The sequence below is a fragment of the Methylomonas sp. MgM2 genome (genome assembly GCF_054172045.1).
In genome coordinates, this window is record NZ_JBSYXO010000054.1 from 1 (window position 1) to 17,869 (window position 17,869).

Genomic DNA, 17,869 nt, shown 5'->3' on the forward strand with positions numbered 1-17,869 from the left:
AAATAGCTAGATCATTGATTTGTACCAGAACAAACTTACGATCCGGACGAGTTGCATTTGGAAAACACCGAGTCAACTCGGAATAGAGATATTTGGAGACTTCTGAATGAATATCGACAATCCATTGGTAATTGTCTTCGGCAATCAACGCTTGAATACCGTGCAGGGCTGATCCTAGCAAAACCCCGTTATCATGGCTTGAAAGAATATTTTCAAAGCCATTTTCGTGTCCTGTTTTTTCAATTAAAGCACGTTTCAGGATGTTCAAATTAGCAAGATAAGTCGTTGAGTATGTCTGTCGTAGAATTCAGCGCGGACAGCTTAATCCTTCTCGGCATTCGTAGTAGCGTGCCTGTTCTGGGCAAACTGAACGGTAGGCAAAACCAGCCTGGGCAAATGCATCCTGGAGCACTGACTCATCAGAAATTCACGCCAATAAGGCCAAACATGATAGCTGGCGTTTTTCAGGGCGTATTCGTCGATACAGGATTGCTCCAGCTGTTCGTCAATCGTATATTCCGCCACAAATTCAGCTTCGATAAAGGCTCGGACAGACTTATCTTCTTCCTCAATACTCGGATCAACAAGACGGATACCCAATTCAATAAACACGCGCACTAGCCATTGGTTTTCGTCAACCATCGCCAACTGTGTTTGTTTAACGGTGTGCTTGGTTTGGGTTACCAATTTTTCAGTGTCTTGGTCATACTTTGGCTCAAAGTCCCCAACACATTGCGCAACACTGCTTCTTTGATAAACGTCGTGGATTTTCAGTTTATCAATGGCTTTTTGTAGATTTGCGTTCATCAGGCGTATTGTTTTTCTAACGCATTGGGTTCGGAAGTGCTTATTAACCGTAAATGGTTTTTAGGTTTTTCAAGCTGCACCATAGGTTGCCAGAAATTTTCGCTATGGCGTTCTTCTCTGGCCTGCGCATAACCGGCGTAATAATTCAGTATATTGGTCAGATGCTGATTCAAACTAACCCCTTCCTTGTCGGCAGCCTGAGCAAGCGAGCGATGCAAGCTTTTAGCCAAACGTAACGTCACACGACCACTGTATTCGTCAGCCGGAATCATAGGTGATGGCATGGTTTTACCTTGAGCAGCCAACATTTCTGCTGTTACCTCAATGGTGTCGATAGCGAGAGCATAGGCCTCCTCAAAACTGTCTGCGTATTCTGCAACGTCAGGTAATTCCGCGACACGGGCCTCGTAACAATCTTCACCATCGAACCAGCCTTTGCGCACGGTAATATTGTAATTTGAAGGATCTATCATGATGTTTTCTCCAGATAAGCCTCAAGCTCATCGTTATACTGCCTGAGAACTTGAATAATCTTGCCTATGTAAGCCGGTTTGATTTCAGGATTTTTGCCATGGCCGCAGTTGAACGAACCGCTCATAAACGAAGGCAGGCCTGGATGGACAAAAATTTTATGTCCGCCTTGCTTGCCGTCCCGCATCTCGAAACCTAAACCTTGTAATAGCCTTTTTACATCTTCACAACATAGATTGGTTTTATGTTGCTGTAATTGATCTATTGCTTCTTGAATACGTAGTCTAGCACTCATTGAGACACCACATATAGTGTCATATTAGAATATTTCATAACTATATCTTTTGGCTAAAGGTAACTAACTGTTCTAAAAGGTTTTCCAATCACAAGGATTTTGAGTATTTGGTTCTGTACTAGCTACATCAAGGTCGGTCAACCTTACGGCATAATCTTAAGAAGACTACTCAGGACTAACTAGTTTCAACTCGGTCATTGACAAGTAGCTAGTTACTCTCCATACTTTGCTCATCTCATCAGCCAAAGGCTGAAGGAGTTGAGCCAACGCCATGTGCGTTGGCTTTTTTATTTGTAGGGCCGATTTTTTATAGCACTACGCAATGCGGTTTTCATATTTTTTTAGTAGCTTACGGCGCGTATGGTCGTAGTCTACGTAATAAGCAGTGACAAGCCGGCGCCGCCCATCCTTGTATTTTTTCATCACAATCAGGTAATCAAGGTCTTTCAACCAAACATAGGTATGAATGTCTTTATCACCTTCCTGATAATCCCAATGCAAAATATCGGGTTCGGACAAGTTGTCCAGCATTGGTCTTGCCCATGGCAACCGCTCCGAACGTCTGAAATCTGGCAAACGATTGCCTGATTTAGGTGGATCTTCTCGTTCAACCAAATGCCAGAAAATCTCTTCTTTATCACGGTCTTTTTGGGGAAAGAACCAGACCGAATGCCCAGCATAGCTGGCAGGATTTTCGATGAAATCATGTCTGAACAACGCATATAGCGATTCCATCAACTCAACTGACCACGGAGACATCTCGAACATCGGCGGCAACCATCCAGGTAGCTGATTCATGACTACACCCGCTGCGGCTGGAAAATAAACAAATTCAATTTTTGTTCAACGAGAGGAGATGTATGCAACAGCGAGCGTCCAAGCCGTTGTTCAAGACGGTTGATGACCGCGAGTTTTGCAGAATTCCCCGAAAGGTTACGATGCTTATAACTGATAGCCCCCGTGATGAGATCGGCTACCTGCATTAATTCCATTTCATGTGAATGGACGTTTTGCAAATGATGAATCATTTGGCTAGTGAAGTCATAAACATTGTTACAAAGCACTTCGCGCAATTTTTTTAGCTTCAGACGGCTACGCGTATCTTTGATGTCCAGATAAATATCGTAACGGGAGTCAGGACTAAGGATTTTATTCAGCAACGAAAACATCATTTTGTAATAAAACAAATCATGGTTGCCTTGGTTAAATTGCTGATGGTTGAGTTGATGCTTGTTTTGCACCACCAGACCTCGGTAATGCAGCGGCTGCTCTGCGATAAACCAGTCAACTAACTCGATATAAAAATTGCGTTTGGCTTCAGAAACTTTGGCCCACTTTAATTCTCCACGCGCATTGTGTCTTGTTTTGATATCACGTAATTCCTGAGATAGTCGTCGCGCTTCATCTTTAGGGCACCAAATAGCCCCGAAAGCCATGATAGGCATGCCATCGTTTTCCAAATGACATGACTCATCAATGTAAATATTCAATAACGGATTGTTGTTGGTCATGATGAAAGCTCCCCATTCTCCAATTTATCCCACGCTTCCAACACCAAGCGGCGGGTGCGGTATTCGCCGAATTCTTTGAGTTCGTTGTTTTTGAGAACGCGGAAGGTTTCGGATGGGTAGTCGTCGCCCATTACGTCGGCGGGGTCGAGGATGTAACGCAGTTCGTCGCGGGTTAGGCCGTAGGCTTTGGCGTACCAGGCATCGAGTTCGGCACGCAGTTGGGCGCGGCGATCAGGATCGAAGGTGAATGGTTGGCCGTCGTAGCCGAGGTCTTGCGCCCAGGGTTGTAAATCGCATGCTGTGTAGGTTAGCTCTAAAACGCGGGGAACAAGGAAATCAAGATCAGTTTCGGTATAGTGGTTTGGTGGCAATACTGGAAGCTGTTTGAAAATGAAGAAATTAAAATTCAAACCGCCGACTTTCATTCGGGCCGCATAGTCCAGAATGATACTAGACAAGTTTGTTAAAAGAACAGACAACCTCTCTGGTGTCGAGTTAATCAAAGGCATATAAATTGGCAAGCTATTGCCTACTCCAGAATACGGAATAACACTTGTTATCAATGTCCTAGCACTTGCCCGTGAATCTGCTACATTTCTCCAGCAAAAAAACCAGTCATACTTCCAACCGGTTTCTTTTACTCTTTCTTTAACCTCATTTTCAGAAACCCAGTAATATGGCGTTGTTAGATAATCAGGGCTTTTTAGTTTTTCAGCTGATATCGATGGCAATATATGTGCTCGTTCGTTATTAGCGTCGGCAAAATCACCATGCCTGTGAGTGTATAGTTGAATCATTTTTGATTCATATAGCGGCAGAAGTAACTCGTTATCACTGACAAATTTATTTCCAGTTTTGCTACACGAAGCGTCAAAGAGCTGGTCAAAGGTTTTAAAAATGTGACTATCATTCGACATGTCGAACATGCGCATAAATGAAATACCCCAAGGATTATGTTCGTGCTCGGATACATTGCCTTCTCGAATCAGAACTTGGGAGTGGTTATAGATGATTTTAGTAATTTCAGCATCTCGCCGAGACTGAAAAATTGGGCACGTTAAAGTATTTGGATTGACTCGAAAAATATCATCAGGAGTCAAATTGAACACTCGTTCATAATTAAGTAATTCTTCAATCTTTTTGCCTTGAAATAAAAAAGTTGCCTCGTTACAGCTTTGCGCATGCCCAACAACAGTGGTCAAAGCAAACCTAAGCATATGTCCCTGTCCAGCACCGCTAAAAAAGCCCTCATTTTCAAATTCAAAGAAACTTACAAGGGAGCAATCAGCTATCAATTTGCCAAAAAAAGCCTTTGTTGAATTATCAGTAGCTAAGCCGCTTGGCACAATAAAGCCAGAGCGTCCAGTCGGAGATAGAATTTGAGTGATCGTTTCAGCGAACAATGCATAGGTGTTCACATCACCAACACCGGTCAACGAATAGCGCCCACCATCGTCACCTTTGACATGAGCAAACACGCTGGCCGCCTCGGCAGTTCGGCGAGCGCTGATGAATTCCTCATATAAACGCTGTTCGGCTTCGCATTCATGCGGGGATTGTTGCAGTTCGGGATAAAGTTGCTGCGCCAAGATGCCTTGGGCCAGCCAGTCGATGCGTTGCCCGCGTTCGGCTTTGTTTTTGGCTTCCGCGACATAGTGGTTTCGGGTGGCGAAAAACTCTTCCTCTTGCAGTTTGATGCGCTCCCAAGGCGGATTGCCCAGCACGCAATCGAAACCGCCCTTGGCGAACACTTGCGGGAAGATCAATGGCCAATGCAATACCCGCGCTTCGGCACACAACTGGCGTGCGGTTGCCAAACGTTCGGTTTGATAAACCCCATGCAGGTCAGCGGCAGATTGGTCGGTATACAGTTCCAGGTACAGGTTATGGCTGGTCGGCGTTTTGATTTTTGCATGCTCATCAGCCTTAGTTGCCAGGAAAGCACCGATCAGTAAATCAGCAGCATGGCCGAGCTTGTGCTCCTTGGCGTGCTGCAAAAACTCGCGATAGGCGGCTTCCTTGATCGCCGCTTGCTTCGGCGTTGAATCCGGCAAATTTTCCAGCGCTTCCAGCTCGGATAAACCGGCAGCATCATCAATGGCAATATCCAGATTGCGATTGTTTTTGAGTTTACCAAAAGCCTTCAGCGCTTCTTTGTTGGCTTTACTGATTTCTTTGCAAACGGCCTTGTCGTCGCCGGATAAGGGTTTAAAAGCCGCATCCGGTATGCCGGATTGCAATTGTTTGAGGTCGGTCAAACCGATCAATGCATCGCCGCAGATTAGATGGTGATCCAAAAACGACAGTGCCAAACCTTCTTCGAAGCCTTCCAACCACAATGCGGTACGGGCCAGTTCGATGGCCATCGGGTTGCGGTCTACACCGAAGATGCATTTGCTGATGACTTCGCGTAGCGCATGCCGGTAGTCTTGCGGCCTGACCGCACCTTCCGGTGCGCGCAATGCCGCCAATCGTTCGGCCAAACGACGGGCTGCGGCCAATAGGAAATGGCCACTGCCGCACGCGGGGTCGATGACCTTGATACTAAGTAAGGCTTCGGTTGGGTTGTCGGGGTTATTGGCCAGACGATCTTCAATGACCGGATCGAGTGCGGATTTGATCAGTTCTTGTACCAAACTGTCCGGCGTGTAATAGCTGCCGGTAGTTTTGCGAGCGTTGCCTTGAGTGCTGCCTTCGCTGGTCAGGCCAACAAAACCGAACTGGCGGGCCGGAATGTCGATTTCCGGCACCAGTTCCAACAAACTTTCATAGACCGAGCCGAGTTCTTCGGTGCCCATGTTGCGGTAATCGACTACCGCTAAGGTACCGCTGACATTCGACCAGCGCAGTTGTTTGACTGCTTCCAATAAGCTGGCATTGCTCAGACTGGCAGCATCCAAGTTGGAGCATTGACCAACGGCAAACAAGCCACCGAGTGCGGGTAATGCTAAGCGCGGTTCACCTGTAGCCAAGCTGCGGAATATGATACGTAGCGCCTGCCACTGATCATCGAATTGATTGCGGGCATGGCGGCGCAAACAGCGGTGTCGCAAACGGGCCAGTGCATAACCTTCGGCATAGGCTTTGCGGGCTGCAATCGCGGTGGGCGTGTTGTCGTCGGTATGTAAAACGCCGCGTTCTTCGACGGTAAACAGAAAGATCAACCGGTAAACCAATCGCAACAATTGCTGGAAATAATCTTCCTTGCTCAAACGACCTTCATGTAAATCCAGGCGCAGTTTTTCGTTGGCAGGATGTTGGATAAAGCCGTTGCCAAGTTGGAGCAAAGCATCGGTGACACCTAGTCTTAAGCCATCCCGCACGCGGGTACCTTCGCGTTGGCCTTCGCCGCGCCAAGCTTCCCATATGCAACCCTCTCCCCCAACCCCTCTCCCAGAGGGCGAGGGAAGCGGCATAGGTGCACGACTAGCATGCAGGATGCGCCAAGCCATTTCGAACTCTGCGAAACGCTGACCGTCCAGCATGTCTTGCAGATCGAATTCCAAAAAGCTGGGTCGCGTCAGGGTGGCGGCATCGCGCAACAGTCGAAGTTGCCTGCCGTTGGTGACGATTGCCCAAAGATGGTCGGTACTGGCGTTGACGAATTCCTGCCCCAATTGAAAGGCGCTTTTCTTACGGGCACCGCTGCCGATGATGGCAAAATGCGGATCGGGTTCATCGAGACCCAGGTTATGCGGGGCGATGACAACTGGAATGGCGTTACCTGCCAAGGCTGTGATGGGGTAATGGCGATCGCCTACTGCTAACTCACTGATCAAATCGATAGGTTGATATGCCAGCGCATCGCGCAAGAGATCGCAGACAAATTTAACCGTCACCTGAACGGAGTCGATATCTTTGCGTTCCAGGTTGGGGGCAAACTGTTTCCATTGCGCCGAGGCGATTTGGAAGGCACGGCTGTATTCGTCTTTGAGTTTTAATCCGGTTGGTATGCGGTAATCGGCTGCGGTTTGCTGAGTGGCTTGGCCGAGAGCGGCTTTTTCCAGTTGATCGGGTAAAAACAGGCCACCTTCCAAATGCAAGGTTGGCAGATTCAAGACGGTGGAATGATTTTTTCTGACGCGTTTCATACTGTTTCCTTACCTGTTTTCTTACAGCGCATCCGGCAACAAGACATAAACACCGATGATGTCCACCGGCAAACACGGGGTGACGCTGTATTGCCCCACATCGCGGGCCGCTTCGCGCACACGGCTATGATCGGCTAACAAGGTTTCGGCACGTTGCTGGGCCAATGCTTCGACGCGGTTTGATTGCGCCTGGATAAAGTCCAATGCTTGCTTGACTTCACGCTGCATGACTTCGGCGGGCAAGTTGCCACTAGGCTGGCATTTCAACAGATTGTCGGTTTGTTCATCGATCAGCCATTCCGGTTTGGTGCGGCCACGCACGGCCAAGGTCACGGTTTCTTCGGCCATAAGCTGATACGGCTGGCGGCGGCGCACATAGCTGAGTTGATGGCGTAGGCGGAGCAAGTACAACGTGGTGACGACATCGACTGCTTCTGTTACGGTGGCGGCACAGCGAGCCGCTAAAGGCTTGTCGCCCAACAAGGCTTCTTCCAGCAGATGTTCGGCTAGTAAAGTGACCACCGGATGGCTGCGGTGTAATTCTGTGAAATTCAGCAGCAAGGGTTTTTCGATGCCTTCATCGGCCAGACGTTGTTTTAAAACTTCTGGGAAGTATTGTGGCAACAGTTTGTAATTGTTGCGTTTGCCGTCTCCCAGCGGCGCATTCAGTTTGGCGCAAGCGGTTTGCACAAAACGTCTGACGTCTTCCTCTGTGCCCAATGCTGCTTGTTGTTTCTGCCATTCCGGCATAACTTCTTCGGGGCGAATACGGCGCTGAGCAAAAACGGTGATGTTTTTCTTGGTATTTTCCAGCGAGTCGTGCCATTCAGTAACCAACGGCTCCAGACTTTCATCGGCATCAAAATAATCAAACAGGCTCGCGTTACGATCGGTTCGTTTCATTAACGCTGCTTTTACTAACGCGTGGTTAATTCGAACATGGTCTTCCGGCATCGGCACCAAAACACCGAGTTCTTTTTTGATTGCCTCTGCTTTACGCAGAATTACATTCAATACAAAGCCATCAACCGGATTGTCTTGGCCATACAGCATGGAACAGCGCACTTGCAGTGCTTGCTGACCAAATCGATCAACACGGCCCTCGCGTTGTTCGTGACGGGTAGGATTCCATGCTAAATCATAATGGACGACTGCAGTAAACAAGTGTTGTAAGTTAATTCCTTCGGATAAACAGTCAGTTGCTACCAACAGGCGTTGATCGGCATCTTCCATCGCTTGAACACGTAGCTCACGTTCGTCAGAGGTGTACTCTCCAGTCACTGATTCAATAGCGATTGCCGGAAATTGCTTTCGCAGATGTTCCGCCACGTAATGAGCAGTGGCGATGTAACGGCAAAATACGACGGGGTGATAACCTTCTTCGAGAAGGTGTTTGATATGTTCGATGAGTATCGCCAGTTTGGGGTCACCGGATTTACCGCTCAGGCTTTCGGCTTGCGTGATCAGGTCTTGCAATCTGCCGATATCTTGCCATTGCGCTGGTGGCTCCAAGTCGCTACCGGCCAAATCATCGGCTTGACCATCGTACAAGCGATCATCGGTCAGACAATTCTCATTATCCAAAGCTCCGGCTAAACGGGTATTTAATGCTTTCACTGCTGCGGCTGGCGATGAAGCAACACAACGCAACAGAGCCAGCGTGGCATACCAAATCAGGCGGGCATTGCCGTTGCCTGCTGCCTCGACGGATTCCGCCAACTCGCGGCAATAGCTTTGTACGTCATCGAAAAACTGACCCCACGCGCCACTGAGTTGATAGGTGATTTCGGTGGTCATGCGTTTGGGAAAACCACGCGTATCGTGCCATTCATCGATGTCTTTGCGGCGGCGCTGCACGAAGTGGCGAGCCAGTTCTTGTCTTAGCGGATCATTGGCGGATGTTTTGTGTTGTAGCTCGGCGAACTTGGGATTGAGTAAAGACAGTAAGTTGTAAAAAGCCGCCTCGTCACCGGAATGCGGGGTGGCGGTGAGCAGCAGCAAATGACGTTCTTCATCGGCAACCAGACGTTGCAACAACTCGAAGCGCAGTTGCTTGCCTTGACCGCTACTGGCGCAGGTATGGGCTTCGTCAACAATGACGCATTCCGGCGCGATGGTCAGAAAATGTTCGCGGTGACGTTCGCTTTTGATGTAATCCAAACTGACCACCACACAATGATGATGGTCGAACAGACTGACACCATGTGGCAAGTCACGCTCAATGCGGGCAGCACTAGCCGAGGTTAGCGCGACGGCTTGTAAATTGAAGCGTTCGGCCAATTCGCTTTGCCATTGATCGACCAAGTGAGGTGGACACAGTACCGCCAAACGGTTGATTTCCCCCCTATCCATTAACTCGCGCACGATCAAACCTGCTTCGATGGTTTTACCAATACCCACGTCATCGGCAATCAGCAACCGAACGGTGGTCAGGCGTAACGCCATCAATAAGGGAACGAGCTGGTAAGCGCGTGGTTCGACGGCAATGTTGCCAAAGGATCGAAACGGGCCACCACCGGCACGCAATTTCAAACGCAAGGCATCGCGTAATAACAATGCAGCGGCATGGTTGCCAGGCTTTTCAGGATCGGGCACAGGGAACGTAGCGGGTTCAACGGGTTGAAATTCCAACTCCGGTATCAGGGCTATGATTTCATCATCCGCGCCGCCTAAGGGACGCAGGCGTAACCATTCGGCTTTGGATTCGGGTTGTACGACCCATTCACGTCCACGTGCTCGAACGAGGTTGCCGATACTAAAATTGGCAGCAGGCATATTCATGCAATGTTCTCTTATTTTTTACCGATGAGATCGGCGTATTGGGCAAATAGGTTTGGCCATTGATTCGGTGCGGAGAAATCCAGCACTTGCCAGCCTTTGTCTTGTAATTGATTTTTTAATTCTTCACTTATGGTTTCGACGAATACCAAAACCCGCTGAGCTTTATATTGTCCGGCTGCGGTAGCTTGGCCTTGACTGATTGACACCGCAACGGCATCGGGTTGTTTCAGATTGGCTTGTTGCAACGCTGCAAGCCATTGCTCGATCACACCTGATTCAGTTTCTGGTGCCTGTTCAATGCTGGGTTCGATTTCTGTTGGAATCACCATGGCGTGTGCCAAACCGATCAGAATTTTCAGCGCATCCTGATTACGGCGGTCAATGTTTTCATGATCCGGCTGATTGAAATACGACAGCAAACATTGGTAACACCCCGCTTCACAAGTGCTGTCACCGGTTGCATTTTTCCTTTCATGTTGCAGCAATGCATCCAGATCAGTGGCTTGATCGACATTATCGAAGTGCATCACATTCAATGCGGCTTTGGCAACCAGAGCCAAGCTGGTCGGCTCGCTAATCAAGCGTGTCAACACGCCTGCCCCACCTTCGGCGGCTTCGTAAAACAGCAAGGCTAATCGGTCATCACCATTCGGCAAAGGTTCGACAACCAGTTCAGCTTCCTCAATCTGGAAAGTTTGCTCAATGCCACGCTTGAGTGCCGATTGCAATGTCGCCATGGCCTCAGTCGATAAAGGGGCTGGCGATGGATTGGGGGTCAAAATCAATACATTGCGGTGATCCTCGACGAATGGAACGATGCGCTGGGGCGGGACTTTATCTAATAGCGCTTCTTCGTTGCCGCTGTCATCTTGATTCGGGTCGTCTTGTTTACTCCAAACACCAGTGATGGGGTTAATATAAAAACCCAGTTGGTTTTTGTCTTTACGCCGCCGCCAACCGCGATTGATCCGCCATATTCGGGCCGCAGGCGAATAAGTGATTTCGCATAAGGTTTCATCATTATGGATGACCTTGGCGACTTGTTTTTGCTGTTCACCGTTGATGCCAGGCAAAAAACGATAAGTAGTTTGCAACTCGAAACCTTGGCGTTGACGCTCTTCGTCGTTAATCGAAATTCGCTCAACCGGCAGGGTTTCGACGGTTTCGATACGGTAAAGTTGGTTGACCCAATCGCTCTCAGTCAATAAGGCATCGCAATTTTCACAACGATTTTCTAGGGGGGCGGAACCATTTTCATCGCCCAAATGCCCATAACCGCATTGACTGCAAACCAAGGCGGAGACTGTTCCCAAGCTGCTGTTGCTGGAAACGTGATCGGATGAACCAACGTTGAGTTTGGCCCGAACCACGCGGTACATGCGGCCTTCGTGATAGATCAAGCTGCGCGGGCCAAATTCGGATAAAGCCAAAAAGCGTGGTCGGCTGACCATTGAGCCTTCATCGTCCTTGCCGTTATTTGTCGCGCCGCCACGGGCAGGTATCCAGGCCATCAACGGCAAACGCGGGAAATTGTAGCCTGGCAAAAATCCTTGGCTGGCAAGGTAACGATAGGTATAAAAATCCGAGTTTTGCGTGTTATCCTTTTTTAGAAGGATTGACCTTTGCCGAACCGCATCACCGTAACGTCGAAGGGCGTTGTTTCGATCAGAGTTTGATGCAGTGTAACTTTTCGCAATACCATTACTCATCTCCATTTGTTTAAGCGTTGCTTCGAACAAATTACGCCAACGATCCAGGGCAGCGGTAAAGGCTTGCGGTGAGTCGTTGATAATCTGATCTACGAAACCACCATGAAACCAGCCTGAGCTTTTAATTTCCGACTCTAATTGATCGATGACGCGCTGTGCCGATTGTTTGGCCTTTACCAACACATCGGGATTGGTAAATCTTGCCAGTAGCTCAGCTTTAATCGGCTTGCCGTCTTGTTCCAGATCGATCAGTGGCGCGATGCTGCTATCGAGTTCGACCTCGCAGCATGCAAGCCAGACAGCATGTAAATGGCTTTCCACTAAATCGCGGTTTGCCAGGTCGAGGGTTGGCGGCTTGACGATGCCATGTACCATTTTGTCTGCGTTATGGAAAAACCACTGATCGTGCGGGCTTTGGGCGGCGCAATAAGTGATGACCAATGCTTGCTGACCGGAACGTCCCGCACGCCCACTTCTTTGCGCATAATTAGCGGGTGTGGGTGGCACATTGCGCAGGTAAACGGTATTCAGCGCTGAGATATCAACACCGAGTTCCATGGTCGGCGAACAAAACATCACCGGCAAGCGCTCCAAAGGCGTTTCGTGAGAAGGATCGTTAGCCCAATCTTGTCGGTCTTTATCGGTGAAGCGAAAGCGTTGTTCCAATAATTGACGACGCGCCGCATCCACTTGGGCGGTGTGTTCGTGTGCTTCGAAGTCGAACAATGGATGACTGGGTAATTTCAGCATTTCCGCCATCACCAAGTAAAGCTGACGGAAAAAGGTGTTGGTTTTACTTGAGTCAGTAAATTCAGCTACTGGCGGCGTGCACCAGTCCATGGCGGCTGCATTCAGTCGCCAACCCAGAATTGAACTATCGATGGTGTGCTTGTGAACATAGCCATAATTGGCCGCCGCATGGAGCAGTGATTCAAGTACGTCAACGAACTCCTGCTCTTTCCAACTGGTGACCTGATGGGCAAACGGAGAGTCTTTCCAAAATGCGGCACGCTTGATTTGCTTGGCGATCCGAGAACGAGGGCCTGCACTCACCAAATCTGCGCGTGGCTTGCCTTTATATTCTGGACGCTTACCCAGGATGAGGTATTTTGACGTAGCCAGCGTTTCATCGGGTGCAAAGGCCCAGCGTTCATTTAGGTACTGGTGGGCACTGGTTTTGGCTTTGTCCTGTTCGACGGCATCCAAATAACGACTTTCCAGACAAAGCGCCCACCTCATTTCATCGAACACCAATTGGCAGAAAGCCGCGCGATTGTCTGGCGATAAGCTATGCAAAATCGAGCCAGGTTGACCAAAGACCGAATCATCCTTGCAAAACTCGTCCAGGCTGCGATATTGGATGATCAATAAATTCAATTGGTCGAGATTCGGGTTATTAAACCGCCAACCCCTGCGTAAATCGCGTAATAGACGATAGCCTAGAATAAAGCGTAATGTACGCTGAGCCTCTGTTCGTGCAAGACCCATTAATTTGGGCGTACGCAAATATTCGCTTAGCGTGGCTGCATCGGTTCCGTTAAAACCCAGTGCCTTGAAGACTTCGTCGGCCAGGTTTTCTTCATTTAATAAACCGCTGTTGATTTGTAATCCCGCCAACAGCCCAGCGCGCAAGGTCAGCAAGAACACAAAGTCGTTAAAATGACCCGCTTGCAGGGCTGCATCCTGCCTATTGTCGGTGAATCCCAGTAATTTTCTGGGGTCAGGAAGCCCTTCCGGTATGTCTTTTTCTGCAAAGAGTTGCCGCAAAGCACTTAGCGTTAGCATCGTCGTTGCAGATGAACGACCTTCACCCGACAGGCTGGCCAGACGGTTGATATCTTTGCCGTGGGCTTCATGGACGAAACCACAGTTTAGGCAGAACCGAAACTTGCCAGGAATAAACCAAAAGTGTTCGCCACGGCCTTCGCTGCCTTGCGCGTCAACCCGTGTAGCAACTGGAACGACTTTTCGATAGCTCGATTTTATTTTGGGTTCTGATTTGGTCAGATCGAGCCAAATTTCGGGTAATTCTTCCAGTTGACCTTGGTATTGCTGAGAGGAATTAGCGGGGCATAAAAAACCGAATTTGATGTCTTCGTTATCGTCTGAACTGATGTCGTCGATTTCCCTTGGCCTATAAAGTATGCTGCCGTACTCTTCCCGCCATACCGGATGGTATTCCTGTCCGCATTCCCTACAGAAATGAGTCGGATATAAAAGTACTGATTCGGATTGACGACCTGGAGCAAAGCGTTGGGCATCGAGCGTGATGTGCCTTTTGTCTGGCGATTCTAATGTGGCATGTACTTTTCCTGGGCCGGAAATGAATTGATGCAGTTTAAAAGCAAATGGCGAACGTCCTTGAGGTGTTTCCACTTCATGTTGAACGGCAATCAGAAATTTTTGCAGCCCCGATTTAGCAATTTCTTCCGAGCAACCGGCATCTTGTGCCAAGCGTTTGGACGCTTCCGACAAACTAATGGGTTTAGCGCGATGCGGTTCACCATCCTTTGGTAATTCAATCCCTAAATTCAGTTCAACCCAAATCGCTAACGGGTCTTGCCTAAAGGCATCGAAGGTCGACCATGAAAAATCAGAATCAGTCAATCGATCCGATAATTGTCCTTTAACCGATGAGACATCTTTGGATGCATCGGTAACGCGTTCCAGTGTTTCGCGGATGATGTCATTCGGTGAGATGGGCGTGCCAAATAGCTTGCTGGAAACATCAGCGACAGTTTGCATTTGATCGGACACACTGCCCGTACTGGACATCGTGGCGGAGGTACCAATGCAGATTAATTGGTTTGCTTGCAAACGCTCACGTAATCGACGTACCAATAATGCTACGTCAGCCCCTTGGCGGCCCCGATAGGTATGCAACTCATCGAGAATCAAAAAATTGAGTCCTTTGCAATGCTCAACCACACGACGATCAGTATCTTCAAAACGTGTCAGAATCAGTTCCAACATCATGAAGTTGGTGAGCAGAATATCCGGCGGGGTCGCGGCAATGGCTTCACGTTCTGCGGTGCTTTCTTGGCCGGTATAACGTGCAACTGTAAACGGTTGTTCTGTTGGAGCGTAGCCTTCGAGGAATTTATTTAACTCTTCCAACTGGCTGTTGGCGAGCGCATTCATTGGGTAAATGACGACGGCTCTAGTGCGAGCGATTGGGTCTAACGCCTTTTCTTTTAGGATTTTGTCGATGACCGGAATGAAAAACGACAACGACTTACCGGAACCGGTACCGGTAGTAACCACATAACTTTGCCCTGACTGTGCCTTGGCGATTGCTTGTAGCTGGTGGATGTACAAATGAAGAGGCTGTGGATTTTTTTCCTGCTTACCGACCTGAAAAATATCGGCACACTGCTTGTGTAAAATGCCTTGTTGGGCCAGTTCTTGAACAGTCGATTGTCGTTTGTAGTTAGGGTTGATCTGAATCAGCGCTTCCGGCCAGTAGCGACCATCTTTGTATTCGGCTTCGACTTTTTCAATGATGTCAGCGGATGCAATGCGGGTAAAACTTCGAGAGAAAGAACTATAGTCAGCGATCAGCTCGTCACGGAAATCAAAGACGTTTTTCATAAGGTGCCAAGTCCTTTGGATCAGTTTTTTTAACGTGTCTTTATAACCTTAATTATTTATTAATGACAACTTGAGTAAAGAAACTTGCCAAATATTGACCAATAGGAGCTCAAATTGGGCGGTTCAATCAGCTCATCAAAGTACCTCTAATGGCCAACTTATTCGTTATGCTCAATATACGCCAGCAGCGGTAAGTCATACGGGCTATTGATGTAATAGTGTACTTGATCGCTCGGCACCAGATGCACGGCCTGGGACTCCCAACCCATATCGGCTGGATTGCCGCCGACCCGCCGGGCCCGGTAATAACGGGTCACCGAAGTGGATTTCTCGACATCGGCAATAAAGCCTACGATTTCGACTTTAAGGCCCGATTCTTCGTAAGCCTCCTTGATGGCCGAGGCCTGCGGCTTAATGCCGTCCTCGATGGTGCCCTTGGCGAAGGTCGCTTCGTAGCCACCGAAGCCATTGGTCGGCGCCACCATCCAGCAACGCCCGTCCGGCTCTTCGATCACAACGCCGGCGGCGTAATGCTTGCCTTTGTCGAGGCGAGGGAAGTCCGGTTCGTGCAAATTGGGACGCTGACCCTCGACCCGGTTCTAGCCGGCCGCGCTGCGCGGATGATCCCGCTAGGAACTGAATGCGACGCCATTGAGCCGGTCCGGGGTTAGGCCACCCGGACACACCGTGACCACCTCATCGTCGAAATGCCAGTGCTCCCACGGGGTTTCGCGATCGGGATCCTCGATGCCGACCGCCTTGCCCTTCTCGTCCTTTTGGATGCCAGGCTTTGTACTCGGGTTTTTTCTTGAACCAAGGCGGCAAGCTGCCGAAATGCACGCCGGGTTTTTTCAGCACCTTGGTATTGTACTCGGCGACGAATACCCCGTCTTTACGGGTATGCGCCCGGACGTGGGATTTATAGAATTTCATGCTACCTCCTAGATTACAACGCGAAAAATAAACCTATCGATTAACCGCATGCGTAACTGGCCCGACCAGAATCGCTGGCGGGCGCAGGATGGCCTGGTCGACCGGCCGCCATAAATGCAAACAAAAGGGATGACAATCAACGTAGTCCGACTGCGGCGGGTGATACTGCAGCACGCAATCGTCAGGATCCCAAAACAGGTCTTTGATTTGGCACATTTCGGCCCAGCTCGGGCAGCGGGTCGGCAAGCTGACGCTGACGTGTTCCCAACCAAAATCATCCGAGGCCTGGCAGCGCAGCACGCGCTGTAATTTCAGGCTTTTGACAAAAAAAATGCCGTTATTGCCATAACTAGAATTCGAAGCCAGCGGCCCCGTCTTAAGCCGGTGCTTTTCCGGCACATGAAACGCCATCAGCCCGCCTCTCCGATGCCGCGCGGCACCGGCGCATCTTCCAGGAACCGGTGGCAATTCCCGCAATAGCGGTGTTTAACATCGTTGGAATTGGTGCTGCTCTGGCCGCATTGGTGGCACATAATCCCGGGGCGACCGTCGATTGTGACCAAGCTATAGGCTTTTTGCTCTAAGTTGTTCAGCAACGGTTTGAGTATCTCGGCCACCTCGTCGATGACTTCCTGCGGCGCCAGTTGCAATTCCATGGCCTCATCGAATTGCAGCACCGTGTGGCATTTACTACAGACGCTGATATCGCCTGGTACCGGCGAGGTATCGGCATCGACTGCGGTGGATCGAGTCAGGTAAATCCCGCAGGCGGGACAATCTTGCTTGCGGGAACGGTAGGCTATTGGTTGCTCTATGATTTATCGTGGTCCTTTTTTGGTAAAAAAATACAAACGGGCTGAGTCCGTCACCCATTAGACCTTTACGCCCAGAATCCGGCTGCGGTAATCATCCAGCATTCTCTTGAGTTGCTGGCCGATTTGCTCATTGGACATTTTGCCGGCCGCGATCGACATTGCCGCCTTGACGCATTGCAAGGCCAGATGGTGAAAAAACGCCTCGATCGGATCATCGAGGCCATGCATCGGTACCCACGCCCGACACTTGCCGCGCAAGCGCTTGCCCTGCCAGGGCGCGATCTCCCAGTTGGGGTCTTCGCCCATGAGTGCATCGCGATAGCGTTTAATAATGACGTTGATCTCCTGCTGCACTTGGTCCGTCGGTTTTGTGCCGGCCAGAAACTGGTCATAAGTGCTGATGACTTCATTGGCGAAGTCACCGACGAATTTATGCACGACCTGTGCATTACCCAGGTAATGCTCGGGGTCTTTGACTTGATCGATGACCAATTGATCCGGATCATCGGCAGGGAATGATGGGTCATGGGTTTTCATGTGGGATGCCCTCCTTGAGGATAGTTATTCGATCTATGTTTGATCCGGCGGTGCTTCAACGCCGTGATAGTCTGCCTGTTGTGTTTCGCATGAGACCTTTTTCCAATGATATGAACCGTTTCCTCGGGATCGTTGCGATCCTTTCTCGGAAATTCTGTTAGCCTACGTCCAAGTTATGGTGCTAATTTCCTTTATAGTATAGAAAAAATAAACTTTAATAAACCAAAACATAAACAATCAGCTTTATTTATCAGGCTGTTGATTTTATCGCCCCCGCAATCCGCATTGATTCGCTGAGCCAGCCGCTAGATTAACTTATAAAGCATTG

Annotated in this window: 13 protein-coding genes and 1 pseudogene; all 14 read right to left on the bottom strand. The window is 49.3% G+C overall.

Annotated elements, in window-relative coordinates:
* Positions 1 to 268, bottom strand: a pseudogene (locus tag ACW73I_RS21715) (HNH endonuclease); the annotation flags it as partial.
* Positions 269 to 321: 53 nt separating this feature from the next.
* On the bottom strand, positions 322 to 807 hold the full coding sequence (locus ACW73I_RS21720; RefSeq protein ID WP_458031597.1) for a preprotein translocase subunit SecB: 486 nt from the start codon (positions 805 to 807) through the stop codon (positions 322 to 324).
* Positions 807 to 1,280, bottom strand: a complete 474-nt coding sequence (locus tag ACW73I_RS21725; RefSeq protein WP_458031598.1) for a type II toxin-antitoxin system HicB family antitoxin — start codon at positions 1,278 to 1,280, stop codon at positions 807 to 809. Before ACW73I_RS21725 ends, ACW73I_RS21720 begins: the two co-directional genes overlap by 1 nt.
* On the bottom strand, positions 1,277 to 1,573 hold the full coding sequence (locus tag ACW73I_RS21730) for a type II toxin-antitoxin system HicA family toxin (protein ID WP_458031599.1): 297 nt from the start codon (positions 1,571 to 1,573) through the stop codon (positions 1,277 to 1,279). Before ACW73I_RS21730 ends, ACW73I_RS21725 begins: the two co-directional genes overlap by 4 nt.
* Positions 1,574 to 1,888: 315 nt before the next feature.
* The gene (locus tag ACW73I_RS21735) at positions 1,889 to 2,371 is read right to left on the bottom strand and encodes a hypothetical protein (RefSeq protein WP_458031600.1); all 483 of its coding nucleotides are present in this window, start codon (positions 2,369 to 2,371) and stop codon (positions 1,889 to 1,891) included.
* Between the two features lie 2 nt (positions 2,372 to 2,373).
* The gene (locus ACW73I_RS21740; RefSeq protein ID WP_458031601.1) at positions 2,374 to 3,084 is read right to left on the bottom strand and encodes a DUF3800 domain-containing protein; all 711 of its coding nucleotides are present in this window, start codon (positions 3,082 to 3,084) and stop codon (positions 2,374 to 2,376) included.
* Positions 3,081 to 7,175, bottom strand: coding sequence for an Eco57I restriction-modification methylase domain-containing protein (locus ACW73I_RS21745; protein WP_458031602.1), 4,095 nt, complete (start codon positions 7,173 to 7,175; stop codon positions 3,081 to 3,083). The genes ACW73I_RS21740 and ACW73I_RS21745 overlap by 4 nt, the downstream gene beginning before the upstream one ends.
* Before the next feature lie 21 nt (positions 7,176 to 7,196).
* On the bottom strand, positions 7,197 to 9,956 hold the full coding sequence (locus ACW73I_RS21750; protein ID WP_458031603.1) for a helicase-related protein: 2,760 nt from the start codon (positions 9,954 to 9,956) through the stop codon (positions 7,197 to 7,199).
* Positions 9,957 to 9,967: 11 nt separating this feature from the next.
* Positions 9,968 to 15,256, bottom strand: coding sequence for a DEAD/DEAH box helicase (locus ACW73I_RS21755; protein ID WP_458031604.1), 5,289 nt, complete (start codon positions 15,254 to 15,256; stop codon positions 9,968 to 9,970).
* A 158-nt stretch (positions 15,257 to 15,414) separates the two neighbouring features.
* Positions 15,415 to 15,828: an NUDIX hydrolase gene (locus ACW73I_RS21760; RefSeq protein ID WP_458031605.1), complete on the bottom strand. Its 414-nt coding sequence runs from the start codon at positions 15,826 to 15,828 to the stop codon at positions 15,415 to 15,417.
* 124 nt (positions 15,829 to 15,952) lie between these two features.
* Entirely contained in the window at positions 15,953 to 16,189 is a 237-nt protein-coding gene (locus ACW73I_RS21765) for a hypothetical protein (protein WP_458031606.1), read from the bottom strand.
* A 33-nt stretch (positions 16,190 to 16,222) separates the two neighbouring features.
* Complete coding sequence (locus tag ACW73I_RS21770; protein ID WP_458031607.1) at positions 16,223 to 16,600, bottom strand: DUF7694 domain-containing protein; 378 nt, start codon at positions 16,598 to 16,600, stop codon at positions 16,223 to 16,225.
* On the bottom strand, positions 16,600 to 16,845 hold the full coding sequence (locus ACW73I_RS21775; protein ID WP_458031608.1) for a hypothetical protein: 246 nt from the start codon (positions 16,843 to 16,845) through the stop codon (positions 16,600 to 16,602). Before ACW73I_RS21775 ends, ACW73I_RS21770 begins: the two co-directional genes overlap by 1 nt.
* Positions 16,846 to 17,061: 216 nt before the next feature.
* Complete coding sequence (locus tag ACW73I_RS21780; protein WP_458031609.1) at positions 17,062 to 17,541, bottom strand: hypothetical protein; 480 nt, start codon at positions 17,539 to 17,541, stop codon at positions 17,062 to 17,064.
* Positions 17,542 to 17,869 lie beyond the last annotated feature (328 nt).

Coding starts and splice junctions, on each gene's coding strand:
- ACW73I_RS21730 (WP_458031599.1), bottom strand. CDS start 1,573: ATGAGTGCTAGACTACGTATTCAAGAAGCAATAGATCAATTACAGCAA.
- ACW73I_RS21725 (WP_458031598.1), bottom strand. CDS start 1,280: ATGATAGATCCTTCAAATTACAATATTACCGTGCGCAAAGGCTGGTTC.
- ACW73I_RS21740 (WP_458031601.1), bottom strand. CDS start 3,084: ATGACCAACAACAATCCGTTATTGAATATTTACATTGATGAGTCATGT.
- ACW73I_RS21755 (WP_458031604.1), bottom strand. CDS start 15,256: ATGAAAAACGTCTTTGATTTCCGTGACGAGCTGATCGCTGACTATAGT.
- ACW73I_RS21735 (WP_458031600.1), bottom strand. CDS start 2,371: ATGAATCAGCTACCTGGATGGTTGCCGCCGATGTTCGAGATGTCTCCG.
- ACW73I_RS21750 (WP_458031603.1), bottom strand. CDS start 9,956: ATGAATATGCCTGCTGCCAATTTTAGTATCGGCAACCTCGTTCGAGCA.
- ACW73I_RS21745 (WP_458031602.1), bottom strand. CDS start 7,175: ATGAAACGCGTCAGAAAAAATCATTCCACCGTCTTGAATCTGCCAACC.
- ACW73I_RS21770 (WP_458031607.1), bottom strand. CDS start 16,600: ATGGCGTTTCATGTGCCGGAAAAGCACCGGCTTAAGACGGGGCCGCTG.
- ACW73I_RS21775 (WP_458031608.1), bottom strand. CDS start 16,845: ATGGAATTGCAACTGGCGCCGCAGGAAGTCATCGACGAGGTGGCCGAG.
- ACW73I_RS21720 (WP_458031597.1), bottom strand. CDS start 807: ATGAACGCAAATCTACAAAAAGCCATTGATAAACTGAAAATCCACGAC.
- ACW73I_RS21780 (WP_458031609.1), bottom strand. CDS start 17,541: ATGAAAACCCATGACCCATCATTCCCTGCCGATGATCCGGATCAATTG.
- ACW73I_RS21765 (WP_458031606.1), bottom strand. CDS start 16,189: ATGAAATTCTATAAATCCCACGTCCGGGCGCATACCCGTAAAGACGGG.